This window comes from Sphingomonas sp. CFBP 8760 (assembly GCF_014841615.1).
Classification (GTDB): Bacteria; Pseudomonadota; Alphaproteobacteria; order Sphingomonadales; family Sphingomonadaceae; genus Sphingomonas.
Genome location: NZ_JACYUG010000004.1, coordinates 144,175 through 170,608 on the forward strand (window position 1 = coordinate 144,175; position 26,434 = coordinate 170,608).

Here is a 26,434-nt window from a genome sequence, read left to right on the forward strand (position 1 = left end):
ACAGCCTGCACCTGGCGGGAGACAGGACTGCCAGCCCTCACCATTCCTCCTGCGGCTCGTCCGGCGCGCGGCGGTCATCGCGGGGGGGCGGGCCATTGTCCGGTTCGCGCCGGCGGGGGCCGACCGAGATCGAGCCGTCGTCGCCCTGCCGGATGTCGATCCCCAGTTCGCCGAGCTGGTCGGCGGCGGCATCGATCGCATCCGCGCCGATCTGGCCCAGATCGTTGCCGACATCGTCGACCGCGTTTTCGTCGAACACCGGTTCCGGCTCCGCCACCACGACCGGCGCGATGCCGAGCGCGGACTGCATGAACTGCCGCCACATCTGGGCGGGGATGCCACCCCCGTGCAGGCCGGGATTGGGGGAATTGTCGTCGTTGCCCACCCACACGCCGACGATCAGGTCGCCCGCGAAGCCGATGAACCAGGCGTCGCGGCTCTGCTGCGAGGTGCCGGTCTTGCCCCACGCGTCGATGCTCAGCACCGCCTCGCGCCCCGTGCCACGGATCGAGGAGCCGAGCAGTTGCAGCATCTCCTCGCGCACCCGCCCGTCGATCGCGCGGCTGCGCCCGGCGAGCGACGCGTACCAGCCCCCCACGCCCTGATCGCCTGCCACCTGATCGACACCGCGCGGCTCGACCGGATAGCGGCCGTTGGCGATCGCGGCATAGGCGGCGGTCAGTTCCAGCAGCGACACCTCCGAGGTGCCCAGCCCGATCGTCGCCTCGTTGGCGATGGGGGTGGAGATGCCGAGGTCGCGTGCCGCCTTGATGACGTTCTTCACGCCCACTTCCTGCGTCAGCCGCGCCGCGACGACGTTGGACGAGCGGGCGAAGGCGCGGCGCAGCGTGATCGGCCCCAGATAGCGGCCGTCGTCGTTGCGGGGTTTCCAGCCGGCGATCTCGACCGGGGTATCGTCCTTCACCGTATCCGGCGTCATCCCGGCGCGCAGCGCGGCGAGGTAGACGAACAGCTTGAACGTCGATCCCGGCTGGCGGCGGGCCTGCGTCGCCCGGTTGAACGGGCTCTTGGCATAGTCGCGCCCGCCGACCATCGCGACGACGCGGCCGTCCGGGTGCATCGCGACCAGCGCCGCCTGCGCCTGTCGCAAGCCCGCGGCCCTGATCGTCCGCTCCGCCGCCTTTTGCAGCCGGGGATCGAGCGTGGTCCGCACCGTCGCCTCGGTCTGCACCTCGCCCGCGCGGTCGCGCGCCTGCGGCAGCACCCAGTCGGCGAAATAGGTGCCGCTGGGCAGCGCCCCGGCCTTGGCCGGCAGCACGCGCTGCGGCTGCACGGCGCGCGCCTGCGCATGGGTGAGGAAGCCGGCATCCTCCATCGCGCCGACCACCACCCGCTGCCGCGCCCGCGCGCCCTTGAGGTTGTCGGTGGGGGCGAGGCGCGACGGCGCCTTGACCAGCCCCGCGAGCATCGCCGCCTGACCGATGTTGAGCGCCTGCGGCGTCCGCCCGAAATAATGTTTCGACGCGGCGGTGATGCCATAGGTGTTGTCGCCGAAATAGACGTTCGACAGGTAGCGCGACAGGATCTCGTCCTTGGTCAGCCACGCCTCCAGCCAGAACGCGATCAGCACTTCGCGGATCTTGCGCGCCGCCGTCCGGTCCGAATCGAGGAAGGCGTTCTTGGCGAGCTGCTGCGTGATCGTGCTGCCGCCCTGCCGTACCCCGCCGGAGCCGACATTCGCCCAGGCCGCGCGGGCGATGCCGCGCGGATCGATGCCCCAGTGCGAATAGAAGCGCCGGTCCTCGATCGCCATGAACGCCTCGCGCACATGCGCGGGCAGCTTCGCGGCGTCGACGGGCGCGCCGATGATCGCGCCGCGCCGCGCGATCGGGGTGCCGTCGTCCGCGGTCAGCGTGATCGACGGCGGCGTCGGGGGTTTCAGCGAGCGCGACAGCGGCGCGGTGATCGCCAGCCACGCGATCGCGACCACCAGCAGCACGATGCCCAGGGCGAAACCGCGCACCAGCCAGCGGCCGATCCAGCGATAGGAGCGGGGGGCCGGCTCTGGCTCCGGCGCGGGCTCGAACGGGTCGCGCCACGATTCCGGCGCGGTATAGCGATGGGGGCGTTCGAGATCCTCGTCGGTCCAGCGCCGCGGGCGATCGGGGTCGAAAGGGTCGGGACGCATCGGCGGGTTCCAGGACACAGGCGCTGTTCTATCCGACTAGAACACCTCATGCAATCGTCGGCTCATACCCCTCGGGACGAATGGATGCGAGCCCCCTGTTCTTTTGCCGCCGAAACGTGAAAGGAGGCTGAATGGACGGACAGACGAACGAGGGCGGCAAGCCGCTGGTGGTCGGCATCGGCGGCACGATCGGGGCACGCTCGTCGACCGAGCGGGCGCTGTGCATCGCGCTCGACGCGGCCGCGCAACAGGGATTCGCGACCCGGCTGTTCGGCGGCGCCGACATGGCGCGGTTGCCGCTCTACGATCCCCGCGCGACGACGCGGACGCCGGACGAACAGGCGTTCGTCGAGGCGGTGCGGGGCGCCTCGGCGGTCATCATCGCCAGCCCGGGCTATCACGGCTCGATCTCGGGCGTGGTCAAGAACGCGCTCGACCTGCTGGAGGAGACCGCGAAGGACGCGCGGCCCTATCTGGCGGACATGCCGGTCGGGTTGATCGCGACCGCCTATGGCTGGCAGGCGACCGGATCGACGATCGCGGCGCTGCGCTCGATCGTCCACGCGCTGCGCGGCTGGCCGACGCCGTTCGCCGCCGCGATCAACACGCAGGTGACCCGGTTCGACGACGATGGCGGCGCCAGCGACCCGGCGGTGGTGGAGCAATTGCGGCTGGTCGGCCGGCAAGTCGCCCGCTTCGCCCCGCTGGCGGCGGCGATGCCGGGTTAGGGGCGATTCTCAGTCGATGACATCAAGGGACCGCCTCGTTGCTGTCCTGATCGCCACGGCGCTGTCGATAAGGCGTGGGGCGTTTGCCGCTGGTCGAAGCCACGCCGAACGGCGTTCCAGCACGGCTCTTGATGGCGGTAATTGACCATTCGATGCCGGCTCTCGCTGTGATGCAAAACGCAAAAGTTTTGCATCATCCTTCTGCTACGATCGTCAACTATGTGTTGACTCCCGCTCGTCAATGAATGATTGACCTATCGTCAACAATTAATTGACGGAGAAGATCGTGCAAATCAGTGAGCAGCAGGCCGTTAGAGAGCAAACCGCCGCTATCGTATTGAACTGGGCAGCGGCACGTCAGCCTCCTTTTACCGGTGAAACCGCAGAGGGGTTTGCAGAAGCTATTACGGTAGCGCACCTGGTTGCAGATGAGGGAAGGATCAGCCTTCATCGCTGGATCGACGCAGCACGGCGAACCGGTTTGAGCTGGACAGATATCGGAAACGCCCTTGGCATCTCCAAACAGGCGGCACAGCAGCGGTTCAAGTCTGCCGAAATGGGAGACGAACTGGCGAGCGGAGAGGGTGAGGAAATTGTCCGTCTTGGGGCTACCGCCTTCAACGAGATGAGCATCCTGCGCGAGGAAGGCGGGAAGGGGAATGAACTGGTCCGTACCGGCGCTCTCACACTGGTATTTCGGCCAACTACCCACCTGTGGGAATATCGACGTAAAATCGGCACAGCGTCGATAACGGCGGAGATGAAAAAGGCAGGATGGATATACGTGTCTAGCTGGGTGCCATTTCACTACTTCAAGCGATCCGTACCCGCTGAGTGATCTCGATAGGCCGCTTCTCCGATGATCGCTTCGAGAGGCGGCCGAGTTTGTGTTTGTGATGCAAAATTCACAAATTCTGCATCATTAGCTCTATGCCGTAACATCAAGCGGATAGCCGATGCATAATCTCGATGCGCGATGATCGCATCGACGTTGCATGATCGAACGGACCGTCAGGCCCGGTCCAGCCACCGGCCCAGCTTCACGAAGAAGGTGATGAGTAGCGGCACCAGCACGATCGATAGCACCACCTTGGTCAGCATCTGCCCCGCCATCAGCGCGGCGATCGGGCGTTCGCCGAGGAACGAGATGGTGATGAACAGCAGCGTGTCGACCACCTGGCTGACGATGCTGGCGACCATGCCGCGCAGCCAGACCAGCCGCCCGCCGCCCTCCGGCCGGTGCGACAGGCGCGCGAAGATCACGACGTTCAGCGTCTGCGAGATGCCATAGGATACCAGCCCCGCCAGCATCATCCGCGAGCTTTGCCCGACCACGACCGGGAACGCCTCGATCGCGGGTGGGTACATGCCGGGATCGTGCGGCAGCGCCAGCACCAGCTGGATCAGCGCCGCCGACACCAGCAGCGGGATGAACCCCAGCCGCACCAGCCGCGTCGCCGTCGCCTGCCCGTGCAGCTGCGCCACTGCGCTCGACATCGCGACCAGCAGCAGGAAGGCGAAGATGCCCGCCTCCACCGCCAGCGGTCCCAGCGCGACCTGCTTCACCCCCAGCACGCCCGCCATGCACACCATGCCGCCGTACAGCACCGCCAGCACGAACAGCGACCGGGTGATGACGTATGTCGGCGCGGATCGCGGGTCGGCGGCGGAATCGGGGCTATCCATCGGCGATTGCTAGCGCATCGCGGCGCCACGTCAAATCGCTGGCCCCGTCGCTATACGCCTGTATGGTGGATCACCGCGCAGCCGGCGGCCGCGTTCCACATGACATTGGCTTACGCGGAACCCTGATGAATCGTTTCCTGATCGGCATCGCCGGTATTCTCGTCATTCTCGGCATCGCGGTGGCCCTGTCGACGGATCGGCGCGCGATCCGGCTGCGCGTCGTGGGCGCCGCCTTCGCGCTGCAATCGCTGATCGCGGTGATGGTGCTGTACTGGGGGCCGGGGCGCGCGGCGCTGGCCACCGCGTCGCAAGGGGTGGCGGCGCTGCTCGGCTATTCGCAGCGCGGCACCGAATTCCTGTTCGGCAACCTCGCCAGTCCCGCGATCGGCGGCACCAGCTTCGCGATCGCGGCGCTGCCGGTCATCATCTTCTTCGCCAGCCTCGTCTCGATCCTCTATTATCTGGGGGTGATGCAGTTCGTGGTGCGCTGGGTCGGCGGCGGCATCGAATGGGTGATCGGCACCTCCAAGGTGGAATCGCTGTGTGCGGCGGCGAACATCTTCGTCGGCCAGTCCGAATCGCCGCTCGTCATCCGCCCCTATCTGGCCGGGCTGACCCCGCCGCAGGTCTTCACGGTGATGACCAGCGGCATGGCGGGCGTGGCGGGGACGATCCTGGCGGCCTATGCGTCGATGGGCATCCGCATCGATTTTCTGCTGGCGGCCAGTTTCATGGCGGCGCCGGGCGGCATCCTGATGGCCAAGATCATCATGCCCGACCGTACCGTCCCGCCGGAGGGTGAACTGCCGCTGGGCGACCTGCCCGACGAGAACCGGCAGATCCACCTCGCCGAAACGCGGATGAGCGGCGCCGGCCCCGCCTCGCTGCCGATCGAGGGAACGCCGGGCGAACCCCTGCCCGAGGCGAGCCACGACGAGGAAAAGCCCGCCAACCTCATCATGGCCGCCGCGCAGGGTGCGCAGACCGGCGTGCGGCTGGCGGTGGCGGTCGGCGCGATGGTGCTGGCGTTCGTGGCGCTGGTGGCACTCGCCAACGGGCTGCTCGGCGGGGTGGGGCGCTGGTTCGGGATCGCCGACCTGTCGTTCCAGGGGCTGCTCGGCTATGTCTTCGCGCCGGTCATGGTGCTGCTCAACGTGCCGTGGAGCGAGGCGGGGATCGCCGGCGGCCTGTTCGGGCAGAAGATCGTGCTGAACGAGTTCGTCGCCTATATCGATCTCGGCAAGCAGGCGGCGGTCCTGTCGCCGCATACCGTCGCGGTCGTGACGTTCGCGTTGTGCGGCTTCGCCAATTTCTCGTCGATCGCGATCCAGATGGCGGTGACGGGCAGCCTGGCGCCCAACCAGCGCCCGGTGATCGCCCGGCTCGGCATCCGCGCGCTGGTGGCGGGCAGTCTCGCGAACCTGATGTCGGCAGCGCTGGCGGGACTGCTGCTGACCTGACCGGCCTTCCGCCCCGCCCGAGCCGCCTCGCCCGGATGTTTCCCGCGGGAAACATCCGGACGGGGCAGGGATCAGGCTATATCCCGCACCGTCGTGGTCGTCTCCAGCACATGCACGCCGGTGACGATGCCGTGCGGGTTCATATACGCCTCCGCTTCCGCCGAAGCGGCCATGTGGTCGTAATCCGCCGCGATCGGGCTGACATGGCGCAGCGCGGCACCATCGACCACCCCGGTCTTGAACCCCCGCTTCGCCGCCAGCACCGGCCACACCATGTCGACCCCCCAGCCGAACCGGAGGCTGGGCATCGGCAGCGTCAGGTCGAACACCTCGCGCCGCAGCGCGATGATCGGCCCGATCTCGGCATAGTTGGTCTGGCGCACCAGCACGCCGTGCTGCCGCTTGGTGATGCGGTGGCTCCAGTAGGAAAAGGCGCGCTGCGCCGGCCCGGCGATCTTCAGGTCCGCATATTCCGCCAGGGCGATGAAGGTGTCGGTGAACTGCTCGGGCAGTTCGACATCGTCGTCCACCATGATGACCCAGTCGAACCGTGACAGGTCGTGGCGTTCGAGCAGGACGTTGACGTTGTCGAGCTTGCCCAGCTTTTCCACGCCCTTGCTGTCGAAGGTCATGCGGTGCCGCGTGCTGGCCATCTGTTCGTAGATGCGATCGAGCGAGCCGGGCCGCCGGGGCGACTGCACGCCGACGACCAGGATCGATAGACCGGGCAGGCCGGCATAGAAGGACGACCGGCGAAGGCGTTCCAGCTTCGGCCGGATCGCGCGGTCGGCCAGCACATCCTCGACCCGCGAGGTATAGGGGCCGATCCGCCGGGCCACCGCCCGCCTGAGCCGCTGCTGAAAAGTGATATGCCGTCTCCCCGATGCCGGATCGGCGGCACCGTGCCGCCCTGCGCCGCCCGCCGCCGTCGCCCCTGGCTGGATCGCCGCTCTATCAATACCGCGCCATCCCGCCAAGCACCGGCTGCGGCGATCCCGTGCCGCCCCGGCCCGCCGCCCTGTGGTGACCTGCGGCCCGGCGATACGGGATCGGGGTCGTTCATTGTGTTCATCTATTGGTAACATGAACGATCTGTGTGGTTATTCGCACCGCATCGGCCTTTTTACCGTTCGATATTGGGATCGCTCATTTCATATCTATATATTGACGCCATCCATCGCTACGTTACGGGGGACGGCGATGAAGGAGCATATCATGTCCGACGAAAGCCCTGACAACAACGCGGTGGAACTGGCGACCGAGCTGACGATTGCTTGGCTGGGCAATCCCAACACTCGCATTTCCGCCGAAGAGGTGCCGGCGTTCCTTGGCAAGATGCACGAGACGGTGTCGACGCTGCTCGGTACCGGCGTCCAGCCCGCGGCCCCGGCCGAACCGGCGGGTGATTTCACCCCCGCGGTCACCGCGCGCAAGTCGCTGGCGTCGAAGGATCACATCATCTCGATGATCGACGGCAAGCCGTACAAGACGCTGCGCCGCCATCTGGCGACGCACGGGCTGACCCCGGCCGAATATCGCGAACGCTACGGCCTGAAGCCGGACTATCCGATGGTCGCCGAGAATTATTCGGAAAGCCGTCGCGCGATGGCCAAGAAGATCGGCCTCGGTCGCAAGCCCGGTGCGCGCAAGACGGACGAAACCGCCGCCGCCGCCCCGGCCCGCCGTCGCAAGGCGGACGCCCCCGCCGGCGAATGACCCGTCGGGTCGCCGGCGTCCGTCGCCGCGCGACCGGCCGATCAACCGACACCCGCGCCGGGACACCCCCGGCGCGGGTGTCGTCATGGTCGGGGGATGGCGTGCCGATCATGATGGTACCGGCATGATGGCACGGGCGCGCCCGGTTTCGTCGTCGCGCCGCCCGCGATGACGCCGGGGGCGTGGTCGCGTCCTAGAATCGCGTTGGCGTCGGTGCCGCATTGCGGTAGGGCGCCGCCGGGCCACGACGAATGTCGCGGCCCATTGATCGTGCCGGTGTCCCGAAAGGGGCTTGAATGTGGAATGCGGTGCGGAGGGTTCGCCCTCCCAATCCGCAGCTGTCCCTGCAACTGTCAGCGGCGAGCGAGACGTACGGGCCCGGCCAATCGGTCGGGCGGCCACTGGATCACTGGATCCGGGAAGGCGTAGGTCGAGCCTTGACCCGTGAGCCAGGAGACCTGCCGGCACTGTCGCTCATGCCTAGGTCCAGGGGTTGGCCGGGGCACGGACAGGATTCCGTTCGAGCGACGAACATGGCGGCCGGGGCCGCGACGGGACTGGAGCAGCCGGGCGTCGCGTCCGCCGGGCATGCATCGGTCCCGGTGTTCGTGCGTGCCCCCGGGGCGCGGGCGGAAACGGCCCCGCGTCCGCGTCGTCCGATGGCGCGGGGGGACTGTTCATGAAGACCATCGTTTCACTGCTGGCGTCGGCCGCCATCGGCCTTGCCGCCGCGCCTGCCGCCGCCCGGCCCGCCGCCGTGCAGGGCGATCCGACCCTGCCGACCCGCGATGCGGCGGGCAACGAGATCGTCGTCACCGCCTCGCGCTCGGGGGAGGGCACGCCGGTCGCCGATCTGCCCGCCTCGGTGACGCTGCTCGATGCCGATGCGTTGCAGGAGCGCCAGATCCGGATCGTGTCCGACGTGCTGCGCGACGTGCCGGGGCTGGCGGTCAGCCGCACCGGCGGGATCGGCGGGATGACGCAGGTGCGCATCCGCGGCAGCGAGAGCAACCATGTGCTGGTCCTGATCGACGGCATCGAGGTGTCCGACCCCTTTCAGGGCGAATATGATTTCGGCACGCTGATCGCGGACGAGGCGGCGCGGATCGAGGTGTTGCGCGGCCAGCAATCCTCGCTCTACGGCTCCGACGCGATCGGCGGCGTGATCCAGTACATCACGCTGACCGGCCGCGAGCGGCCCGGCGTCTCGCTGCGCGCGGAAGGTGGCTCGTTCGGCACCGCCGCCGGCGGCGCGCGGATCGCGGGGGCGGGCGATACGGTCGATTATGCGGTGTCCGGCTCGGTCTATCACACCGGCGGCACGCCTACCGCGCGCGACGGCAACCGCGATATCGGATCGACCAGCGTCGGCACCACCGCCAAGGCCACGTGGACGCCGTCGTCCACCTTCAAGCTGACCGGTGTCGGTCGCTACAGCTACACCGATGCCGACAACAACGATCCGGCGACCAGCGGGCCGCTGTTCGGTTTCACCGTCGACAGCCCGGGCGTCCATTCGCGCGTGCAGGGCTTCTACGGTCTCGCCCGCGCCGAGCTGGCTCTGGCGGACGGGCGCTGGACCAATGCGCTGACCGGGCAGTTCGCCGACACGAACCGCAAGGGCTATGGCGCCGCCGGGCTCGCGAACGGCAATAGCGGCCGCCGCTACAAGGGGTCGTTCGAGACGAGCTACCGGATCGATACCGGGGCGCTGGTCAGCCGGATCACCGGCGCGGTCGATTACGAGCGGGAGTCGTTCCGCAACCTCACCCCCGGCGGCTTCGCCTTCACCGGCCGCCGCGCGACCGAAAACTGGGGCTTTGTCGGCCAGTACGAAGGCAATGTCGGCGATGCGCTGTCGCTCGGCGCGTCGGTCCGGCACGACCGCAACGACCGGTTCGCCGATCCCACCACCTTCCGTCTTCAGGCCGGTTACCGGTTGCCGTTCGGGCTGCGCGCGCGCGGCGCCTATGGCACCGGCGTCAAGAACCCCGGCTATTTCGAGCTCTTCGGGTTCGCGGACGGCCGGTACATCGGCAATCCCGATCTGCGCCCCGAAAAGTCGAAGGGCTGGGAAGCGGGACTGGATCAGGAGATCGCGGGTGGCCGCGCGACGGTGGGCGCGACGTATTTCGAGAGCCGGCTGGAAGACGAAATCTTCACCACCTTCCCCGCCCCCGATTTCCTCGCCTCTCCCAGCAACCGCACCACCCGGTCGCGCCAGCACGGCGTGGAGGCGTTCGTGTCCGCTCGCCCGATCGACCAGCTCCGTTTCGACTTGGCCTATACCTATCTGAAGGCACGCGAGGACGGCACGGTCGAGGTGCGCCGCCCGAAACACGTCGCCAGCCTGAACACCACGGTGTTCAGTCGCGACAAGCGCTTCGCCGGCACGCTGACGCTGCGCTACAACGGCCGGCAGGACGATGTGGCCTTCATCGACCCCAGCTTCGTGCCGGTGCGCGTGTCGTTGCGCGAATATGCGCTGGTCAATCTGAACGCCGAATACCGGCTGACCGACCGCTTCTCGCTGTTCGGCCGGGTCGAGAACCTGCTCGCCGAACGCTATGAGGAGGTGTTCAGCTTCGCGACGCCGGGCCGCGCCGCCTATGGCGGGGTCAGGGCGTCGTTCTGACCGGGCGCACGGGGCCGCGCCGGTCGGCGGCGCGGACCTGCGCGGCGAGCAACGCGACCGCGCGGGCATAGGCGGGGCCGCCGCACACCGTCAGCGGTTGCGGGATGTACAGCCGCCGCGCGGGCGGCACTGCCGCGTCCAGCACCGGGTGATGCAATGCCGCGGTGCCGCGATCGGTGGTCACCCGCGTATCCGCCTCCATCACCAGGAAGGCGGGGCGTGCCAGCGCCATCTCCTCCAGCGACAAGGTCGACAGCGGGGGCCGGCCGAGCCGCCGGGCCAGATTGACCAGCCCGACGCGGGCCATCATGTCGTCGACCAGCGTGCCGGTGCCGGTCAGGTACCCCTGCCGCTGGTAATAGGCCGCCACCCGCCCGCGCCCCGGCGGCGGACCGATCGCGGCCAAATCCGCGCGCATCGCCGCGATCAGCCTCTTTCCCCGCGCCGGGTGGCCGACCGCCGCCGCGACCGTGACGATCGCGCGTTCGATCCCGCCGACGTCGTTCTGCACCGGCAGGTCGATCATCGCCGCCGCCGCCAGCTGCAACGGCGCGATCGCCGCCCGCGTCCGGAACGGCGCGCCGATGACGAGGTCGGGGCGCAGCGCCATCACCTCCTCTGCGCTGCGCCGGGTGAAGGGCCAGCGCCGCGCCTCGTCCGCCACCGCCGACAGGTCGGGGTCGCGCGCCCATTCGGTCAGCGCCGCGACCTGGCCCCGATCGGCCAGCGCGACCAGCAACTGGTCCGCGCACAGGTCGAGCGACACGATCCGGCGCGGCGGCTGTCGTGGCGCGGCCTCTGCCGACGACGAGGCCAGGATTGCGGCGAGGACGGTCAGGAGGTGGCGGCGCATGATGTGTTTCCCGGTAGCATCTTCACGGTCCAGTTCATCCCCCCGGCACCTCCCCGGCGGACGCCGGGGAAGCAGGAGAATGTTGCAGCGGTTTCGTAGCCGCCATGCGGACGGATATTGCTTTGGGATGGCATCGATCACCGGCTAGAGGCCGGCAACGCCGATCCGACGCGGCGGACTGTCCCCGCCTCACAAAGGTCTGCCGTGCCCAACCCTTCGCCCCGGCGCCAGCCTCCGTGGCTGATCCCCGCCCTGATCGGGCTGGCGCTGGCCGTCGGCATCGCCGCGCTGCTGGTCGGGTCGGCGCGGTTGCCGGTGGCGGCGCTGTGGGCGGGCATGACCGGGCAGGGCGATCCGGTGGTGGCGGCGATCCTGTGGCAGTTGCGCCTGCCGCGCGCGGTGCTGGCGCTGCTGGTCGGCGCGATGCTGGGGCTGGGGGGCGCGGCGATGCAGGGCTATCTGCGCAACCCGCTGGCCGATCCCGGCGTGCTCGGCGTGTCGGGTGCCGCCGCGCTGGGGGCGGTGGTGGCGATCTACTGGCAGCTGGCGCGCGCCCATCCCGCGGTGCTGCCGCTGATGGCGATCATGGCGGCGCTCGTGTCGCTGGCGCCCCTGATATGGCTGTCGCGGCGTGGTGAAAGTCCGCTCGGCCTGATCCTCGCCGGGGTGGCGGTGGCGACGCTGGCGGGGGCGGGGATCAGCCTGGCGCTCAACCTCGCGCCCAATCCGTTCGCGGCGATGGAGATCACCACATGGCTGCTCGGCAGTCTGGAGGATCGCACCCCCGCCGACGTCTGGATCGCATTGCCGTGCGTGATGGCGGGGGCGGCGCTGTTGCTGTGGGATGCGCGGGCGCTCGACGCGCTGTCGCTGGGGGAGGATGCGGCGCGCACGCTGGGCATCGATCTGGCGTGGGTGCGATTGCGGCTGATGCTGGGGATCGCGATCGGGGTGGGCGGCGTGGTGGCGGTGGCGGGCAGCATCGGCTTCGTCGGCCTGATCGTGCCGCACCTCGTCCGCCCGCTGACCGACCGCAGCCCGTCCGCGATCCTGATCCCGTCGGCGCTGGCGGGGGCGACGCTGCTGACGCTGGCCGATCTCGGCACCCGGCTGATCCCCGCCACCGCGCCGTTGAAGCTGGGGGTGCTGACCGCGTTCCTCGGCGTGCCGGTGTTCGTCCATCACCTGTTGAAGGAACGACGGCTGTGGTGACGATCGCGGCGACCGGGCTGTGCGTCGATCTCGGCGGGCGGCGCGTGGTCGACGGCGTCACCGTGGCGCTGGCGGCGGGGGCGCTGATCGGCGTGGTCGGTCCCAACGGCGCGGGCAAATCGACCGTGGCGCGCGCGTTGCTCGGCCTCGTTCCTCCGGCGGCGGGGCGGGTGACGATCGACGGCGCGGATGTCGCGGGGATGACCGCCCGCACGGTCGCCCGCCACGTCGCCTATCTGCCGCAGGCGGTGGCGGTGCATTGGCCGCTGACGGTAGAGCGGCTGGTCGGCCTCGGCCGGCTGCCGCATCTCGGGCCGTTCTCGCGCCTCGCGCCGTCCGACAGGAACGCGATCGCGGCGGCATTGCAGGCGACCGGCACCGCGCATCTCGCCGCCCGCACCGCCACCGACCTGTCGGGGGGCGAGCGGGCGCGGGTGATGCTGGCCCGCGCGCTGGCGACGGGCGCACCCGCGCTGATCGCGGACGAACCGCTCGCCTCGCTCGATCCCGGCCACCAGCTCGACGTGATGGCGCTGTTGCGGGCGCAGGCGCGGGCGGGGGCACTGGTCGTGGTGGTGCTGCACGATCTGGGTATCGCCGCGCGCTTCTGCGACCGGATGCTGCTGATGGACGGCGGCCGGGTGGTCGCCGACGGTCCCCCCGCCACGGTGCTGACCGATGCGGCGCTCGCCACGGTCTATGGCATCGAGGCATGGCGCGGCGCGGTGGACGGCCAGCCGCTGCTCGTGCCGCTGGCGCGGACCGCGGATCGGCATATCCACACCGGTCGTTCCGGTTTATCGGTCCCGACCTGACCAGCGATCCGCGTTCCCGATGGAGGCAGCATGAAGAGCAAGATCTACGACAGTCCGGCCGCCGCCCTGGAAGGGGTGTTGTTCGACGGCATGACGATCATGTCGGGCGGGTTCGGCCTGTCGGGCAATCCCGAAAGCCTGATCCCGGAAGTGCGCGCCAGCGGCGTGAAGGGCCTGACCGTCATCTCCAACAACGCCGGTGCCGACGGGTTCGGGTTGTGGATGCTGCTCGACAGCCGCCAAGTTACGAAGATGATCGCCAGCTATGTCGGCGAGAACAAGCTGTTCGAACAGCAATATCTGTCGGGCGAACTAGAACTGGAGCTGAACCCGCAAGGGACGCTGGCCGAACGCATCCGCGCAGGGGGCGCGGGCATCCCCGCCTTCTACACGAAGACGGGCGTCGGCACCGTGGTGGCCGAGGGCAAGCCGGTCGAGACGTTCGAGGGCGAGGACTATGTCCGCGAGACGTGGCTGCGCGCCGACTTGTCGATCGTGAAGGCATGGCGCGCCGATCCGGCGGGCAACCTGATGTTCCGCAAGACCGCGCGCAACTTCAACCCCGTGATGGCGACGGCGGGCAAGGTGACCGTGGTCGAGGCGGAGGAGATCGTGCCGGCGGGCAGCCTCGATCCCGATTCGATCCACACGCCCGGCATCTATGTCGACCGGATCGTGCAGAGCACGGTGAACGAGAAGCGGATCGAGAAGCTGACGACGCGCGCGCGGGAGAACGCATGATGACGACCACCGTGACCAAGGGCTGGACCCGCGACCAGATGGCCGCGCGCGCCGCACGGGAATTGCGTGACGGCTATTACGTCAACCTGGGCATCGGCATCCCGACGCTGGTGGCCAATCACGTACCCGACGGCATCGACGTGACGCTGCAATCCGAAAACGGGATGCTCGGCATCGGCCCTTTTCCTTATGAGGGAGAGGCGGACCCCGACCTCATCAACGCCGGCAAGCAGACGATCACCGCGCTGTCGACCTCGTCCTTCTTCTCCAGCGCGGACAGTTTCGCGATGATCCGCGGTGGCCATATCGACATGGCGGTGCTGGGCGCGATGGAGGTGGCCGCGAACGGCGATCTCGCCAACTGGACCATCCCCGGCAAGATGGTGAAAGGCATGGGCGGCGCGATGGACCTCGTCGCGGGCGTGAAGCGGATCGTGGTGGTGATGGATCACGTCGCCAAGGACGGCAGCCCCAAGATCCTGCCCGAGTGCACCCTGCCGCTGACCGGCAAGGCGGTGGTCGACCTGATCGTCAGCGATCTGGGCGTGATCGCCTGCGACAAGCCCGGCCTGCGATTGGTGGAACTGGCACCGGGCGTGACGGTGGACGAGATCGTCGCCAAGACCGGTGCGCCGCTGGCGGTGGACGGCGTGGCGGCGTGACGTGAACCCCCGGTCCCGCCCGCCCCCCGGGCGGGACCGTCGCGAAGGGGTGATGACCCCTCCCAACCTGCCTGCTTCTTACCCGCAGCGCACCGTGCCGCTGCCCATCTTGGTCACCGAGCATTTGGCGCCGCCGCCGATCGTCACGTCGCCCGATCCCATGATCGTCACGTCCGCGTTGCGCAGCACGGTGGCGCGGATGTCGCCCGCGCCGGCGATCGTCAGGTTGGCGGTGCCCGCGCGCAGCGGCTCCGCCCGGATGCGGCCGGAGCCGCCGATCGACACCGACAGTTCCTCCGCGGTGCCGGCGGCGGCGACCTCGCCCGATCCGCCGATCGCGAAGCTGGCCCTGGTCACCTTCAGCCCGCGCAGGTCGATCCGCCCCGATCCACCGATATTGCCGTCGAACGATCCGCCCTCGACCCGGTCGACGGTCACCGTGCCCGATCCGCCGATATCCGCGCCGGTGATCCGCGGCATGGTGACGAGGAAACGGACCTTGTCGCCGCTGCCCCAGCTGAACCCCTTGCGCCGCGTCAGCTTCAGCGACTGGCCGTCGCGTTCCACCCTGATCTTGTCGAGGGCGGCGGGCGTGCCGACCGCCTTGACCGAAAAGCCGGGGCCGACCCGCACGTCGACATCCCCCGCCGCGCCCAGCGCGATCGCGGTGAAGCCGTCGACCGCATAGCTGCGCTCGCCCCCCGTGCCCGATGCCGCCACGCCGTCCCCGCCGCTGTCGTCGCCGAAGGTCATCGAACAGGCGGCCACCGGCACTGCAACCAAGGCGGCCAGGATCGCGGCGTGATGGAAACGTGGCATGATAACCCTCCCAAGCGTGTATTGGTGTAATAGTACACACATGCAGATTGGAGGCAAGATGCTATCCGGCAGCGGCGATCGACAGGGCGGGTACCTGCGGTCCGATGATGATCGGATGACATCAGGTTGAACCGGATGTCCGTCATTGCGAGCGTAGCGAAGCAATCCAGGGCGTCCTGATCCGGCCCTGGATTGCTTCGCTGCGCTCGCAATGACGGCTTGGGTCAGTTGAATATCGTCCGGCCGTCGATCGCCGCCATGGGCATGATGCCGCGAAAACCGCCCTGCCGCCGCTGCGCGCATGGCGAAGCAATCGGGCATCACGGGCGGGGTTCCGGATTGCCTCGCCATGCGCGCAACGACGGGATGGATCGGGCCGATGTCATCCCGAACCCGGACGAAAAAGGGCGGCCCGTTGCCGGACCGCCCCTTCCCTGTCTGTCATGGCCACGTTGCCGATCAGGCGACGGGCTTGTCCTTGTTGTAGATCGCGGCAGAGGCGCGGAGGATGTCGAGGATCTTCTCCTGCGCCTTGGGCTCGTCGACCTCTTCCATCGCCGCCAGTTCGCGGGCGAGGCGGCTGGTCGCGGCCTCGAAGATCTGGCGCTCGGAATAGCTCTGCTCGGGCTGGTCGTCCGCACGGAACAGGTCGCGGACCACTTCGGCGATCGACACCAGGTCGCCCGAATTGATCTTCGCCTCATATTCCTGCGCGCGGCGCGACCACATGGTGCGCTTCACCTTGGGCTTGCCCTTCAGCGTGTCCATCGCCTCGCGCATCGTCTTGTCGGACGACAGCTTGCGCATCCCGACCGATTCGGCTTTGTTGGTGGGGACACGAAGGGTCATGCGCTCCTTTTCGAAACGCAGGACATAGAGTTCCAGGCTGGTACCCGCGATCTCCTGCTTCTGCAGCTCGATCACGCGGCCGACGCCGTGCTTGGGATAGACAACATAATCGCCGACGTCGAAGAACAGCGCCTTGGCAGCCATGAGGGGCCTTTCGGATCGTATCGCATCCCGTATATCGGCCGGGCGGGCCGATCAGGATTCGCGACTGTGGTCGAACAAGGCGGGCAGCCGTGGACATGCCCGTCTGGGGCATCGTTTAACAGATCAGCAATAAAATTACCAGCTATTCCGCATCGATTGCAGCATGGCCATGCGCCTGCCGATCCCGATGCGGGACCGATCAGTCGCCGGGGCCGGGCTCGGGCGAGAAATACTTGTCGAACTTGCCCTCCGCGCCCTTGTGCTCGTCGGCATCGGGCGGGGTCTGGTCCAGCTTGCGCGTGACGTTGGGCCATTGCGCGGAGAAGGTGGTGTTCAGTTCCAGCCACTGCTCCAGCCCGTTCTCGGTATCGGGCAGGATCGCCTCGGCCGGGCATTCCGGCTCGCACACGCCGCAGTCGATGCATTCCGACGGATTGATGACGAGCATGTTCTCGCCCTCGTAGAAGCAGTCGACCGGACAAACCTCGACGCAATCCATGTACTTGCAGCGGATGCACGCGTCGGTGACGACGTAGGTCATGGTAAGCTCCGGAGAATAATGCCCGTGCTGCTATGCCGCACGGACGCGCCCGTCAATCAAGCTCGTCTTGGTGCGACACGTTAGCAGCTTGCAGGTCGAGATAGCACCCCCGTCCTTCCGCCGGCGGGCCGCGCCGTGTGGGCAGCGCCTCGATCCGGATCACGCGCACCCGCCCGCCCGGCCCAGCGAAGGTCAGGATGTTGCCGACCCGCACCGCCGCGTGCGCGCGGTCGATCGTCCGCCCGTCCAGCCGCAACCGGCCCTGTTCGGCCAGCACCCGCGCCGTCTCGCGCGTTTTCGTCAGCCGCGCCCACCACAGGAAACGGTCGAGCCGCATCGTCGCGTCCGCTCCCGTCGTCATTCGGCCGCGAACAGCCCGGCCAGTCCGGCGAACGCGCCGCCCCCCTGTACCGGTGCGGCCGGCACGGCGCGGGCGGGCGGGCGACCGCGCCACACCCACGCCTCGCCCGCCGGGCGGAAACCCAGTTCCGCCATCAGCCGCGCCAGCGTCGCGGGCTCCAGCCCGATCGAGGTGGCCAGCGCAGCATCGGGCACGAACGGCGCGCGGCCGGCACGGGCATCGTGCGCGGCGCGGGCGATGCGTTCGACCAGATCGACGCGCACCGCCTGCGAGCCGAACGGGCGATAGCCGCCCGCCACGCTCGCCCCGTCGCTGCCGCGGGGCAGCACGGTCGCCCCTTCGCGCGCCGGGGTCGGCGGGGTGCCGCGCACCGCCAGCAGCGCCCGCCGCCATGCCGCCGCCGCCGGTTTCAGCAGGCGTGGATCGAACAGGTCGAGCGCGCCGACCGTCACGCCGATCCGCCGCAACCGCCGTCGCTCGTCCGGGGTCAGCGCGTCCAGCGTCGTGCGCAGCGGCAGGCGCGGCAGGATACCGCCCCCCGCCTCCACCGCGGCGGCGATCACCCGGAACGCCGGCGTCGCGGCGGGATCGCGCGCGGCATCGGCCAGCGCGACCAGCACCGGCACGCGCGCCTGCGCGGTCGTGGCGAACCAGCGCGCCAGCCGGTCGGCGATCCGGTCGCGCGTCGCCTTGTCGAGGCAGTCGAGATCGCGGTCCGCCACCAGCCGGGGCCGCGCCAGCGAACCGCCCGCCGCCAACGTCGCCACCCGGTGCCCGGTCCAGCGTATCTCGCCGTCGACCAGTGCGAAGGCGTCGTCCGTCGCCGCCATCAGTGCCGCCGCCCGCCGCCCCCGCTCCGCGCCCAGCCGCTTTTCGGCGGCGGCGAGCAGCATCCGCTTGTCGCTCGCCCGCGCGCCCGGCTCGACCGAGAAGCGGAATCCGTCGAGCCGGCCGATCGGGTGATCCTCCACCGTCACCTCGCCCTCCGGGCCGACGACGACGGGCAGCGCGCCGGCATCCGCGCCGATCTTGCGGATCAGCGCGGTGGTGCGCTTGTCGACGAAGCGCTGCGTCAGGCTGGCGTGCAGGCCGTCCGACAGGCGTTCCTCGATCGCGCGGGTACGCGCCTGCCATTCGGCGGGGTCGGCCAGCCAGTCGGGCCGCTGCGCGATATAGGCCCAGCTGCGGATCGCGGCGAGGCGACCGGCCAGCGTCTCGACATCGCCCGACACCGTGTCCAGCCGCGCGATCTCGTCGGCGAACCACTGGTGCGGCACATGCCCGCGTCCTTCGCTCAGATACCGGAACACACGCTCGACGAAGCGGGTATGCGGGTCGAGGCCCAGCTTGCGGAAATCGGGGATGCCGCACGCCGCCCACAGTCGCCGCACCATCATCGGATGGCGCGTGCGATCGCGCACCCAGCCTTCGTCCGCCAGCCGCTTCAGCACCTTCAGGTCGGTGGCGGGCGGCGCGCCGCGCAGGGGGCCGGGCGGTGGCGGGCGTTCCAGACTGGCGATCAGCGCATCGACGCTGCCGGTATCGGGATCGCCCTCCCGCCAGAACAGGCTTTCCAGCCGGGGGAAGCGATGCTCCTCGATATTGAGAATTTCCTCGGGCAGGAACGCGCCGGGGCCTTCCTCCGCCAGCGCGCCGAAGGTGCCGTCGCGCTGGTGGCGGCCGGCGCGGCCGGCGATCTGCGCCATCTCCGCCACCGTCAGCCGCCGCTGCCGCCGCCCGTCGAACTTGTGCAGCGAGGCGAAGGCGACATGCGCCACGTCCATGTTCAGCCCCATGCCGATCGCGTCGGTGGCGACGAGATAATCGACCTCGCCCGCCTGGAACATCTCGACCTGCGCGTTGCGGGTGCGCGGGGACAGCGCGCCCATCACCACCGCCGCGCCGCCGCGCAGCCGCCGCAGCATCTCCGCGACGGCATAGACCTCCTCCGCGCTGAACGCGACGATCGCGGACCGCTTGGGCAGGCGGCTGATCTTCTTCGCGCCGGCATAGCTCAGCGTCGAGAAGCGCGGCCGGCCGACGATCTCGGCATCCGGCACCAGCGCCTTCACCATCGGGCGCAGCGCCTCCGAGCCGAGGATCATCGTCTCCTCGCGCCCGCGCATGTGCAGCAGGCGATCGGTGAACACATGCCCGCGTTCCGGGTCCGCGCCCAGTTGCGCCTCGTCCAGCGCCACGAACGCCGCCTCGTGAAAGCTCTTGTTGACGCCTCCGGCCTGCCGGCCTCCCGGCTGGGGCATCGATTCGGCGGTGCAGAGGAACCAGCGCGCGTCGGGCGGCACGATCTTCTCCTCGCCCGTCACCAGCGCGACGCGTTCGGCCCCCTTGATCGCGACCACCCGGTCGTACACCTCGCGCGCCAGCAGGCGGAGGGGGAAGCCGATGATCCCGCTGGAATGCGCGCACATCCGCTCGATCGCGAGGTGCGTCTTGCCCGTGTTGGTCGGGCCGAGAACGGCGGTCACGTTGCCCGTGGCACGACTGGTCATGCCCGCCAACATCGTGCCTCGCCCCGGCCGGTGCAACGGCTTTCATCGGTTTTGCAGGCGGATACGAACCGGCGCGGGGTCGCCACCGCTCGTCGCAGCGAGGGCGGGCGAAGCAGGCGGTTAATTTGACTTTAGCAGGTGGCGTGCTCAACCGTCCGCGCCGACGCCGAAGGAAACGCGGCATCCGTAACGAAGGTGACGCGGTTTGTTTCTGAAGACCGATCAGGGACTGGAATGGGCCGGCGGCACCAGCGCGCGGGCGCTGGGGGCGGGCGCCGCCGGGTTCGGTCGCGCCGCGCCGCCGCATCGGGACTGGCGCACGCGTCTTGCCGCGATCGACTGGGTGCCCGATCTGGGGATGCGGATCGGCAGCGCCGATTGGTGGCGTGGCCTCGCCACCTGCACCGCGCTATGCGCCGCGACGATCGCGCTGGCGCCGGGCGTCCGGCCGCTGATCGGCACCGTGCCCGCGCCGCTGGCGGGCGCCGATGCGGAGGCGGCAAAGGCGCAGGGCATCGCGCCGCTCGGCTTGGGCAGCGGCACCGGCCGCGTCGCCGCCGCCACCGAGTTCGTCCGTCCGCTCACCGAGGTGCCGGAGCGGCCCCGGATCGACCTGTCCGCCACGCTGGGGCAGGGCGACAGCTTCGGCCGTGCGCTGGAACGCGCCGGCGTCGGCCGGCCTCAGGCGCAGGAGGCGGCGCGACTGGTCGGCAGTGCCGCGTCGCTCGCCGATATTCCCGCCGGTACCCGCATCGCGCTGACGCTCGGGCGGCGGTCCAGCCGGGCGATGCCGCGCCCCCTCGAACGGCTGGCCTTGCGTGCGCGGTTCGACCTGTCGGTGGCGGTGGTGCGCGACGGCGGCGGGCTGCGGCTGGAACGCACCCCGATCGCGGTCGATCACACGCCCTTGCGGTTGCAGGGGCTGGTCGGCGCCAGCCTCTATCGTTCCGCCCGTGCCGCCGGCGCGCCGGTCCGCGCGGTCGAGGCGTATATCAAGGCGATGGCGACGCGCGTGTCGATCGGCCGCGACGTCCATGCCGCCGACAGTTTCGACATGGTGATCGAGCGCGACCGTGCCGCCACCGGCGAGACGAAGCTGGGCGAGCTGCTGTTCGCCGGGCTGGATCAGGGCCGTCGTTCGCTCAGGATGCTGCGCTGGACCGGCAATGGCGAGCGGGAGGCGACGTGGTTCGATGCCGCCGGCCAGGCGGAGCGGCGCGGCGGCATGGGGATGCCGGTGGCGGGGCGCGTCACCTCGAACTTCGGCCTCCGGATGCATCCGCTGCTCGGCTTCATGCGGATGCACAAGGGGATCGACATCGCCGCCCCTTATGGCGCCCCGATCCTCGCCGCGATCGACGGCGTCGTCGCCAGCGCCGGGCGCAACGCCGGCTATGGCAATTTCGTCAAGCTGGCGCACGGCGGCGGCCTTTCCAGCGGTTACGGGCATATGAGCCGGATCGCGGTGCGCGGCGGCCAGCGGGTGCGGCAGGGGCAGGTGATCGGCTATATCGGCTCCACCGGCCTGTCGACCGGCCCGCACCTGCACTGGGAAGTGTGGCGGAACGGCCAGTCGATCAACCCGCGCTCGATCTCGTTCGCCAGCGTCGCCCGGTTGTCGGGCGAGAATCTGCGCGGATTCAAGCGGCAGGTGCAGGCGATGCTGGCGGTGAAGCCGGGCGGGTAGGGGCATTCCTCGCGTACCGGGCTGCCTGCCGCGAAACGGATTTCAGTCGTTGAAGCTGCCACCCCGGCCTGCGCCGGGGTGGAAGAAGGGTTTCGGCGATACTTCGATCAGTGGGGGCTGCGCTTCCGTTACCGCCGCACCACCCGCGCCCGCCACGTCGCGATATAGTTCGGGTTGCCGCGGCATTCGCCCATCTCGCTCTGTTCGGACAGGCGCAGGCGGGTGCCGTCCCAGACGAAGGTCTGCGCGACGCCGCAATCGCCCAGCCCCCGGCCCCTGGCATGGCTGGTCAGCTCGCCGCCCTGCCACCGGGCGTTGACCACATTGGGCACCGGCGACCCCTCGCCGGCGGGGGCGATGCCGGTCGGCGCGTCGGCCTGTGCCGGCCGCCACGCGCCCTTTTCCAGCACGAACAGCGCCGACGACAGGTTGTACGCCCCGGTCGAACACGGCACCATCACCAGCGTCGCGCCGCCCCCCAGCGCATGGCTTTCGGGATAGCTGGCCGCCCCGGCCGGCAGGTCCTCGCACCGCGCGCGCTTGCGCATCGCGGCGAACTGGACGCGGGTCGGCTTGTCGGCGGTGCCGGTCGCGGTCAGCGCCCCGATCACCGGCGCGCGGGGCGGGGGCGGCACCGCATCCGCGCCGCGTGCACCCGTCGCCACCGCGGCGGTGACGGTGTCGACGCGGCCCTGCCGCTCGTCGATCCAACGCAGCGCCGCCGCCGCGCCCTTCAGCGACAGGGTCGCGCGGGGCCGGTCCCCCGCCTCCAGCACCACCAGCGACCGGCCGTTCGCCATCTGCGCGATCACCCTTTCCGCCGCCGCGCCGGTCAGCGTCGGCAGCGCGAGGCGACGGCCGTCGATCGTCACCGCCACCGGCACCACCTGCGTGTCGTCGCCGGGCACGTCGAACGCCAGCGCGAACCCGCCGCCCGGCCCGGCTCCCCGCGTCACCGCCAGCGTCACCGCCGGAAACGGCACCTGCGCTTCGCCGCCGAGCGAGGCCATCGTGCAGATCGCGTTGTTGTCGCACCCGACATACCAGTCGCCGAACGTCCGGGTCGGGCCGGGTCGCGGCGGTGGCGCCGTCTCCGTGGCGGCAGCCGTGCCGGTCGTGGCTTGCATGGGCGCGGCTGCGGCAGGGTCCCCGCCCGGACATGCCACCAGCATCACCACCGTCGCCGCCATCGTCGGTTTCATCATCGCCTCCTAGCCGTCCCGGGCCGGACGGGGTATCGCGGGCGAAGATACCGGGCATCGACACGGGCCGGCAAGGCGGCCCGTCGCGAACGGCGGAAACAAGGAGACGGGGATGCGGACGATCGGCGTGATCGGAGCGGGTCAGATGGGCGCGGGCATCGCGCAGGTATCGGCGCAGGCGGGGTTCCGGGTCCTGCTGGCGGACGTGTCGCGCGAACAGGCCGACAAGGGCCGCGCCGGCATCGCCAGGGCGCTCGACCGGCTGGTGACCAAGGAGAAGATCACCGCCGAGGCGCGCGACGCCGCGCTCGCGCTGATCGAGCCGGTCGACGACGTTACGGCGATGGGCGATTGCGATCTGGTGATCGAGGCCGCGACCGAGCGGGAGGCGATCAAGCGGCAGATCTTCGCCGATGTCGGCAAGGTGCTGCGCGCCGATGCGGTGCTGGCGTCCAATACCTCGTCGATCCCGATCACCCGGCTGGCGCAGGCATCGCCCGATCCGGCGCGCTTCGTCGGCGTGCATTTCTTCAATCCGGTACCGGTCATGGGCCTGATCGAACTGATCCGCGGCCTCGCCACGTCCGACGCCACCGTCGCGGCGGTGGAGGGCTATGCGCAGGCGCTGGGCAAGCGGGTGGTGCGCGCCAACGACGCGCCCGGCTTCATCGTCAACCGCGTGCTGATGCCGATGCTGAACGAGGCGTGCTTCGCACTGGGTGAGGGGGTGGCGACCATCCCCGATATCGATGCCGCCTGCCAGTTGGGCCTCAACCACCCGATGGGGCCGCTGACGCTGGCCGATTTCATCGGGCTCGACACCTGTCTGGAGATTACGCGCGTGCTGTTCGAGGGCACCGGCGACCCCAAGTTCCGCCCCGCGCCGCTGCTGGTGAAATATGTCGAGGCGGGCTGGTACGGCCGCAAGACCGGGCGCGGCTTCTACGACTATTCGGGCGCGGAACCGGTGCCGACGCGGTAGGGTATGGCGATCATCGCGGTGTCGTGGCGGCGGTGCCTCTTGATGGCACTGTCGCAAACCCTTCGCCGAACCGTCACGCCGGCGTAACGTCGCTCCTGTCTGCCGATCGGGTAAACAGGGGGATAACCATCATGCGCCGTTTCGTGCCCGTTCTGCTCGCCGCCGCCACCGCGATCACCACCGTGACCGGGGCGTTGCCCGCCGCCGCCGCGACGCTCGTGTCGGCCTATGCGATCCCCAACGGCACCGACCTGTCGGGTCTGTCGGGGGCGGGGCAGAACCGGCTCGGCGGGTTCGGGTCGGACCTGATCTACAACGCGGCGACCGACAGTTTCCTGGGCATGACCGACCGGGGGCCGGGCGGCGGCGTGCTGCCCTATGCGCCCCGGTTGCAGGGCTTCACGCTCGATATCGACCGGGCGACCGGCGCGATCGGCGGCTTCGCGCTGAACAGCACGGTGCTGTTCCGGCAGGCGAACGGGCAGGTCTATTCCGGGCTGAACCCGCAACTGTCGACCGGCAGCGCCGCGACGCTGGGCGCTTCGCTCGACCCGGAGGGGCTGGCGCGGTTGCCGAACGGCAATCTGCTGGTGTCCGACGAATACGGCCCCTCCGTCTATGAATTCACCCCCGCCGGCGCGTTCGTGCGCGCGTTCGAGGTGCCGGCCAACCTCGTGCCGAAACAGGCGAACGGCACCGTCGATTATGTCGCGGGGCGCGGCAATGGCGGCATCGCCACCGGCCGTCAGGACAATCGCGGGTTCGAGGGGCTGACCGTCAGCCCCGACGGCAAGACCGCCTATGCCGTGTTGCAGGACCCGTTGGTCGAGGAAGGGCGCAACACCAACAACGGCACCGTCAACGGCGAGGGCCGGTTCAGCCGCAACGTCCGCATCGTCGCCTATGACGTCGCGACGGGCACGCAGAAGGCGCAGTATATCTACCAACTGGAAACGGTCGCGGACATCAACGACCGGATCGCCGGCACCGCCAATGACTTCAACGTCAACGCGCAGGGCCGCTCGATCGGCGTCTCGGCGATCCAGGCGGTGGGCGACGGCACGCTGCTGGTGCTGGAACGCGACAATCGCGGGTTCGGGGTGGAGGACGCCAACGGCACCACCGCGGTCGGCTCCAAGCGGGTCTATCGCATTGATCTGGCCGGCGCGACCGATGTGAAGGACATCAGCCTGGCGGGCACCAACACGCTGCCCGCCGGGGTCTCCCCGGTCGCCAAGGCGGCGACGCCGTTCCTCGATCTCGCCGCCGCGCTGCGCCGCATGGGGCTGGCCATTCCGGAAAAGCTGGAGGGCTTCGCCTTCGGCCCACGGCTGGCGGACGGCAGCTACACGCTGATCCTCGTCACCGACAACGACTTCTCGGTGACGCAGAACGGCGCGGGCACGCAGTTCGATGTCTGCACCAGCGGCGTGAACGGCACCGGCACCAGCACGCAGGTCGCGCTCGGCGCCGGTTGCCCGGCCGGCACCACGCTGATCCCCAACATGATCTACAGCGTCCGCCTGAGCGAGGCCGAGTACCAGTCGCTGACCGGTGTGGTGCCGGAACCGGCGACCTGGGGCATGATGGTGCTGGGTTTCGGCCTGATCGGCGCGACGGCCCGGCGGCGTCAGCGCACGCGGGTTCGCTATGCGTGACCAAAATGGCGGGCGGTATCGATCGGTATCGCCCGCCCCGCTGTTGACGGGGGGCGGACAGGAACGCCTGAAGCAGGATAGGCGATCACCCGGTCCTTCCGGAGGCCTTACGGTCTATCGATTTCGATAGCTCAACTTGATGAATTCGTGACGGAGATACTTTTGCGTGTCTTCCGTCAGTGTTCCGTTATTGATGGCCAACACATAAGCGACCTTCGCCCGAAACGCGGCGATCCGCTTTTCTCGCTGTTTGCGCATGGTCGGTGTGTCGCCCGAGTCGTATCGACCGAAGCTGTTGATCTCGGGATATATGCCTCTGGCATAATTACCGTAATCGGATGGGGTGAATCCGCCTTGAAGCGTATTGTAGACCTGTGCCTCGGCCATCGTTGGAAGTGATGCGGCCACAAGATACGCGATAATCTTCATGGGATATTCCTGCGGCATGAGGATGCACGTGCCACGATAGCTCGTATCAAGGATTGATGCGACAGATTGTTCCGGACAGACCGGCCAGGGCTTGATTGATGCGCCGATCTGAGAGGGATGTCGGCTTGCTGCCAGCCCCCTCAGATCAGCGCCAGTGCCGCCAGTTCCCCCACCAGCGCCGGTGGCATCGCCGCCAGTCCGGTAGTGTCGCCGCCCAGATCGATCGGCGCATCGGCGGCTTCCAGATAGCGCCAGCCCTGATGCGCGCGCTTGGGTTGCGCCTGCACCAGCACCAGGTCCGGCCCGAGATGGATCGCCACCCGGCCGCCCTCCGCCTCGCCGAAGCGCAGGATGGGGGAGCGGGCGACCAGCTGGTGCTTGATGATCCAGAACAGCGATCCGCCTTCGCCCACCGGTCCCGCCACCTCCTCGTGCCGTTTGGGCAAGTAGCGCGTGGTCAGCACCATGCCGCCTTCCGCCACGCGGGCCCGGATGCGGTCGGCCAGATGCTCGACGCCGGTCGCGCCGAACGCCACTTTGGTCAGGTGAAGCGCCATATCCGCCCATCTGGGCATGGCGCGGCCGGGATCAAGCG

Annotated in this window: 25 protein-coding genes and 1 riboswitch; of the genes, 13 read left to right on the forward strand and 12 right to left on the reverse strand. The window is 69.3% G+C overall.

Annotated elements, in window-relative coordinates:
- Window positions 1-37 precede the first annotated feature (37 nt).
- The gene (locus IFT82_RS07090; RefSeq protein ID WP_192125633.1) at window positions 38-2,149 is read right to left on the reverse strand and encodes a transglycosylase domain-containing protein; all 2,112 of its coding nucleotides are present in this window, start codon (window positions 2,147-2,149) and stop codon (window positions 38-40) included.
- 131 nt (window positions 2,150-2,280) lie between these two features.
- Between IFT82_RS07090 and IFT82_RS07095 the strand changes: the two genes are divergently transcribed.
- The 3 genes from IFT82_RS07095 (at window position 2,281) to IFT82_RS07100 (ending at window position 3,715) form a co-directional block, all read left to right on the forward strand.
- Window positions 2,281-2,877, forward strand: coding sequence for an NADPH-dependent FMN reductase (locus IFT82_RS07095; RefSeq protein WP_192125634.1), 597 nt, complete (start codon window positions 2,281-2,283; stop codon window positions 2,875-2,877).
- Between the two features lie 74 nt (window positions 2,878-2,951).
- Window positions 2,952-3,122, forward strand: coding sequence for a hypothetical protein (locus IFT82_RS20540; protein WP_207105745.1), 171 nt, complete (start codon window positions 2,952-2,954; stop codon window positions 3,120-3,122).
- A gap of 26 nt (window positions 3,123-3,148) precedes the next feature.
- Window positions 3,149-3,715, forward strand: a complete 567-nt coding sequence (locus IFT82_RS07100; protein ID WP_207105746.1) for a hypothetical protein — start codon at window positions 3,149-3,151, stop codon at window positions 3,713-3,715.
- Between the two features lie 173 nt (window positions 3,716-3,888).
- Here the strand turns inward: IFT82_RS07100 and IFT82_RS07105 are convergent, their stop codons facing one another.
- Window positions 3,889-4,563: a queuosine precursor transporter gene (locus tag IFT82_RS07105; RefSeq protein ID WP_192125636.1), complete on the reverse strand. Its 675-nt coding sequence runs from the start codon at window positions 4,561-4,563 to the stop codon at window positions 3,889-3,891.
- A gap of 125 nt (window positions 4,564-4,688) precedes the next feature.
- Between IFT82_RS07105 and IFT82_RS07110 the strand changes: the two genes are divergently transcribed.
- Window positions 4,689-6,023, forward strand: a complete 1,335-nt coding sequence (locus IFT82_RS07110; protein ID WP_192125637.1) for a NupC/NupG family nucleoside CNT transporter — start codon at window positions 4,689-4,691, stop codon at window positions 6,021-6,023.
- A gap of 71 nt (window positions 6,024-6,094) precedes the next feature.
- Here the strand turns inward: IFT82_RS07110 and IFT82_RS07115 are convergent, their stop codons facing one another.
- Window positions 6,095-7,000, reverse strand: coding sequence for a hypothetical protein (locus tag IFT82_RS07115; RefSeq protein WP_207105747.1), 906 nt, complete (start codon window positions 6,998-7,000; stop codon window positions 6,095-6,097).
- Window positions 7,001-7,238: 238 nt separating this feature from the next.
- On the opposite strand from IFT82_RS07115, the gene IFT82_RS07120 reads away from it, so the two are divergent.
- Window positions 7,239-7,739, forward strand: a complete 501-nt coding sequence (locus IFT82_RS07120) for a MucR family transcriptional regulator (protein WP_192125639.1) — start codon at window positions 7,239-7,241, stop codon at window positions 7,737-7,739.
- 257 nt (window positions 7,740-7,996) lie between these two features.
- Window positions 7,997-8,219, forward strand: a riboswitch (cobalamin riboswitch).
- A gap of 199 nt (window positions 8,220-8,418) precedes the next feature.
- The gene (locus tag IFT82_RS07125; protein ID WP_192125640.1) at window positions 8,419-10,374 is read left to right on the forward strand and encodes a TonB-dependent receptor plug domain-containing protein; all 1,956 of its coding nucleotides are present in this window, start codon (window positions 8,419-8,421) and stop codon (window positions 10,372-10,374) included.
- Here IFT82_RS07125 and IFT82_RS07130 read toward each other — a convergent pair.
- Entirely contained in the window at window positions 10,358-11,227 is an 870-nt protein-coding gene (locus tag IFT82_RS07130) for an ABC transporter substrate-binding protein (protein ID WP_192125641.1), read from the reverse strand. The two genes, IFT82_RS07125 and IFT82_RS07130, sit on opposite strands and share 17 nt — an antisense overlap.
- A gap of 204 nt (window positions 11,228-11,431) precedes the next feature.
- Here IFT82_RS07130 and IFT82_RS07135 point away from each other — a divergent pair, with 204 nt between their 5' ends.
- From IFT82_RS07135 to IFT82_RS07150, 4 genes are read left to right on the forward strand one after another with little or no spacing between them, the layout of a single operon-like run.
- Entirely contained in the window at window positions 11,432-12,439 is a 1,008-nt protein-coding gene (locus IFT82_RS07135; protein ID WP_342355069.1) for a FecCD family ABC transporter permease, read from the forward strand.
- Window positions 12,433-13,254, forward strand: a complete 822-nt coding sequence (locus tag IFT82_RS07140) for an ATP-binding cassette domain-containing protein (RefSeq protein ID WP_192125642.1) — start codon at window positions 12,433-12,435, stop codon at window positions 13,252-13,254. Before IFT82_RS07135 ends, IFT82_RS07140 begins: the two co-directional genes overlap by 7 nt.
- 30 nt (window positions 13,255-13,284) lie before the next feature.
- The gene (locus IFT82_RS07145) at window positions 13,285-13,995 is read left to right on the forward strand and encodes a CoA transferase subunit A (protein ID WP_192125643.1); all 711 of its coding nucleotides are present in this window, start codon (window positions 13,285-13,287) and stop codon (window positions 13,993-13,995) included.
- The gene (locus tag IFT82_RS07150; RefSeq protein ID WP_192125783.1) at window positions 13,995-14,657 is read left to right on the forward strand and encodes a 3-oxoacid CoA-transferase subunit B; all 663 of its coding nucleotides are present in this window, start codon (window positions 13,995-13,997) and stop codon (window positions 14,655-14,657) included. The genes IFT82_RS07145 and IFT82_RS07150 overlap by 1 nt, the downstream gene beginning before the upstream one ends.
- 78 nt (window positions 14,658-14,735) lie before the next feature.
- Here IFT82_RS07150 and IFT82_RS07155 read toward each other — a convergent pair whose 3' ends face one another.
- The 5 genes from IFT82_RS07155 to IFT82_RS07175 all read right to left on the reverse strand — a co-directional run bounded on the left by IFT82_RS07155 (window position 14,736) and on the right by IFT82_RS07175 (window position 19,881).
- Window positions 14,736-15,476 (reverse strand): head GIN domain-containing protein, encoded by a 741-nt coding sequence (locus tag IFT82_RS07155; RefSeq protein WP_192125644.1) that lies wholly within the window; start codon window positions 15,474-15,476, stop codon window positions 14,736-14,738.
- 459 nt (window positions 15,477-15,935) lie between these two features.
- Entirely contained in the window at window positions 15,936-16,469 is a 534-nt protein-coding gene (locus IFT82_RS07160; protein ID WP_192125645.1) for a CarD family transcriptional regulator, read from the reverse strand.
- 199 nt (window positions 16,470-16,668) lie between these two features.
- Window positions 16,669-17,010 (reverse strand): ferredoxin FdxA, encoded by a 342-nt coding sequence (gene fdxA, locus IFT82_RS07165; protein ID WP_192125646.1) that lies wholly within the window; start codon window positions 17,008-17,010, stop codon window positions 16,669-16,671.
- A gap of 52 nt (window positions 17,011-17,062) precedes the next feature.
- Entirely contained in the window at window positions 17,063-17,371 is a 309-nt protein-coding gene (locus tag IFT82_RS07170; RefSeq protein ID WP_244646573.1) for a S4 domain-containing protein, read from the reverse strand.
- Complete coding sequence (locus IFT82_RS07175) at window positions 17,368-19,881, reverse strand: helicase-related protein (RefSeq protein ID WP_192125647.1); 2,514 nt, start codon at window positions 19,879-19,881, stop codon at window positions 17,368-17,370. The genes IFT82_RS07170 and IFT82_RS07175 overlap by 4 nt, the downstream gene beginning before the upstream one ends.
- A 205-nt stretch (window positions 19,882-20,086) precedes the next feature.
- On the opposite strand from IFT82_RS07175, the gene IFT82_RS07180 reads away from it, so the two are divergent.
- Window positions 20,087-21,568 (forward strand): M23 family metallopeptidase, encoded by a 1,482-nt coding sequence (locus IFT82_RS07180; RefSeq protein ID WP_192125648.1) that lies wholly within the window; start codon window positions 20,087-20,089, stop codon window positions 21,566-21,568.
- 128 nt (window positions 21,569-21,696) lie between these two features.
- On the opposite strand, the gene IFT82_RS07185 is transcribed toward IFT82_RS07180, so the two are convergent.
- Window positions 21,697-22,773 carry a DUF1176 domain-containing protein gene (locus IFT82_RS07185; protein WP_207105748.1) on the reverse strand — a complete coding sequence of 359 codons (1,077 nt, stop codon included), beginning with the start codon at window positions 22,771-22,773 and terminating at the stop codon, window positions 21,697-21,699.
- Window positions 22,774-22,882: 109 nt separating this feature from the next.
- Between IFT82_RS07185 and IFT82_RS07190 the strand changes: the two genes are divergently transcribed.
- Together IFT82_RS07190 and IFT82_RS20790 are read left to right on the forward strand one after the other, a co-directional pair.
- On the forward strand, window positions 22,883-23,752 hold the full coding sequence (locus IFT82_RS07190; protein WP_192125650.1) for a 3-hydroxybutyryl-CoA dehydrogenase: 870 nt from the start codon (window positions 22,883-22,885) through the stop codon (window positions 23,750-23,752).
- Between the two features lie 131 nt (window positions 23,753-23,883).
- Entirely contained in the window at window positions 23,884-25,410 is a 1,527-nt protein-coding gene (locus IFT82_RS20790; RefSeq protein ID WP_192125651.1) for an esterase-like activity of phytase family protein, read from the forward strand.
- Window positions 25,411-25,524: 114 nt separating this feature from the next.
- Here IFT82_RS20790 and IFT82_RS07200 read toward each other — a convergent pair whose 3' ends face one another.
- Both IFT82_RS07200 and IFT82_RS07205 read right to left on the reverse strand, forming a co-directional pair.
- A complete protein-coding gene (locus IFT82_RS07200) occupies window positions 25,525-25,839 on the reverse strand; it encodes a hypothetical protein (protein ID WP_192125652.1) in 315 nt (104 codons plus the stop codon).
- A gap of 140 nt (window positions 25,840-25,979) precedes the next feature.
- Complete coding sequence (locus IFT82_RS07205) at window positions 25,980-26,396, reverse strand: DUF1489 family protein (protein ID WP_192125653.1); 417 nt, start codon at window positions 26,394-26,396, stop codon at window positions 25,980-25,982.
- Between the last annotated feature and the right edge of the window lie 38 nt (window positions 26,397-26,434).

Excerpts from the sequence above, each read along its gene's own strand:
- IFT82_RS07090 (WP_192125633.1), bottom strand. The coding sequence starts at position 2,149 with ATGCGTCCCGACCCTTTCGACCCCGATCGCCCGCGGCGCTGGACCGAC.
- IFT82_RS07095 (WP_192125634.1), top strand. The coding sequence starts at position 2,281 with ATGGACGGACAGACGAACGAGGGCGGCAAGCCGCTGGTGGTCGGCATC.
- IFT82_RS07105 (WP_192125636.1), bottom strand. The coding sequence starts at position 4,563 with ATGGATAGCCCCGATTCCGCCGCCGACCCGCGATCCGCGCCGACATAC.
- IFT82_RS07110 (WP_192125637.1), top strand. The coding sequence starts at position 4,689 with ATGAATCGTTTCCTGATCGGCATCGCCGGTATTCTCGTCATTCTCGGC.
- IFT82_RS07120 (WP_192125639.1), top strand. The coding sequence starts at position 7,239 with ATGTCCGACGAAAGCCCTGACAACAACGCGGTGGAACTGGCGACCGAG.
- IFT82_RS07125 (WP_192125640.1), top strand. The coding sequence starts at position 8,419 with ATGAAGACCATCGTTTCACTGCTGGCGTCGGCCGCCATCGGCCTTGCC.
- IFT82_RS07130 (WP_192125641.1), bottom strand. The coding sequence starts at position 11,227 with ATGCGCCGCCACCTCCTGACCGTCCTCGCCGCAATCCTGGCCTCGTCG.
- IFT82_RS07145 (WP_192125643.1), top strand. The coding sequence starts at position 13,285 with ATGAAGAGCAAGATCTACGACAGTCCGGCCGCCGCCCTGGAAGGGGTG.
- IFT82_RS07150 (WP_192125783.1), top strand. The coding sequence starts at position 13,995 with ATGACGACCACCGTGACCAAGGGCTGGACCCGCGACCAGATGGCCGCG.
- IFT82_RS07155 (WP_192125644.1), bottom strand. The coding sequence starts at position 15,476 with ATGCCACGTTTCCATCACGCCGCGATCCTGGCCGCCTTGGTTGCAGTG.
- IFT82_RS07160 (WP_192125645.1), bottom strand. The coding sequence starts at position 16,469 with ATGGCTGCCAAGGCGCTGTTCTTCGACGTCGGCGATTATGTTGTCTAT.
- fdxA (WP_192125646.1), bottom strand. The coding sequence starts at position 17,010 with ATGACCTACGTCGTCACCGACGCGTGCATCCGCTGCAAGTACATGGAT.
- IFT82_RS07170 (WP_244646573.1), bottom strand. The coding sequence starts at position 17,371 with ATGACGACGGGAGCGGACGCGACGATGCGGCTCGACCGTTTCCTGTGG.
- IFT82_RS07175 (WP_192125647.1), bottom strand. The coding sequence starts at position 19,881 with ATGACCAGTCGTGCCACGGGCAACGTGACCGCCGTTCTCGGCCCGACC.
- IFT82_RS07185 (WP_207105748.1), bottom strand. The coding sequence starts at position 22,773 with ATGATGAAACCGACGATGGCGGCGACGGTGGTGATGCTGGTGGCATGT.
- IFT82_RS07190 (WP_192125650.1), top strand. The coding sequence starts at position 22,883 with ATGCGGACGATCGGCGTGATCGGAGCGGGTCAGATGGGCGCGGGCATC.
- IFT82_RS20790 (WP_192125651.1), top strand. The coding sequence starts at position 23,884 with ATGCGCCGTTTCGTGCCCGTTCTGCTCGCCGCCGCCACCGCGATCACC.
- IFT82_RS07200 (WP_192125652.1), bottom strand. The coding sequence starts at position 25,839 with ATGAAGATTATCGCGTATCTTGTGGCCGCATCACTTCCAACGATGGCC.
- IFT82_RS07205 (WP_192125653.1), bottom strand. The coding sequence starts at position 26,396 with ATGGCGCTTCACCTGACCAAAGTGGCGTTCGGCGCGACCGGCGTCGAG.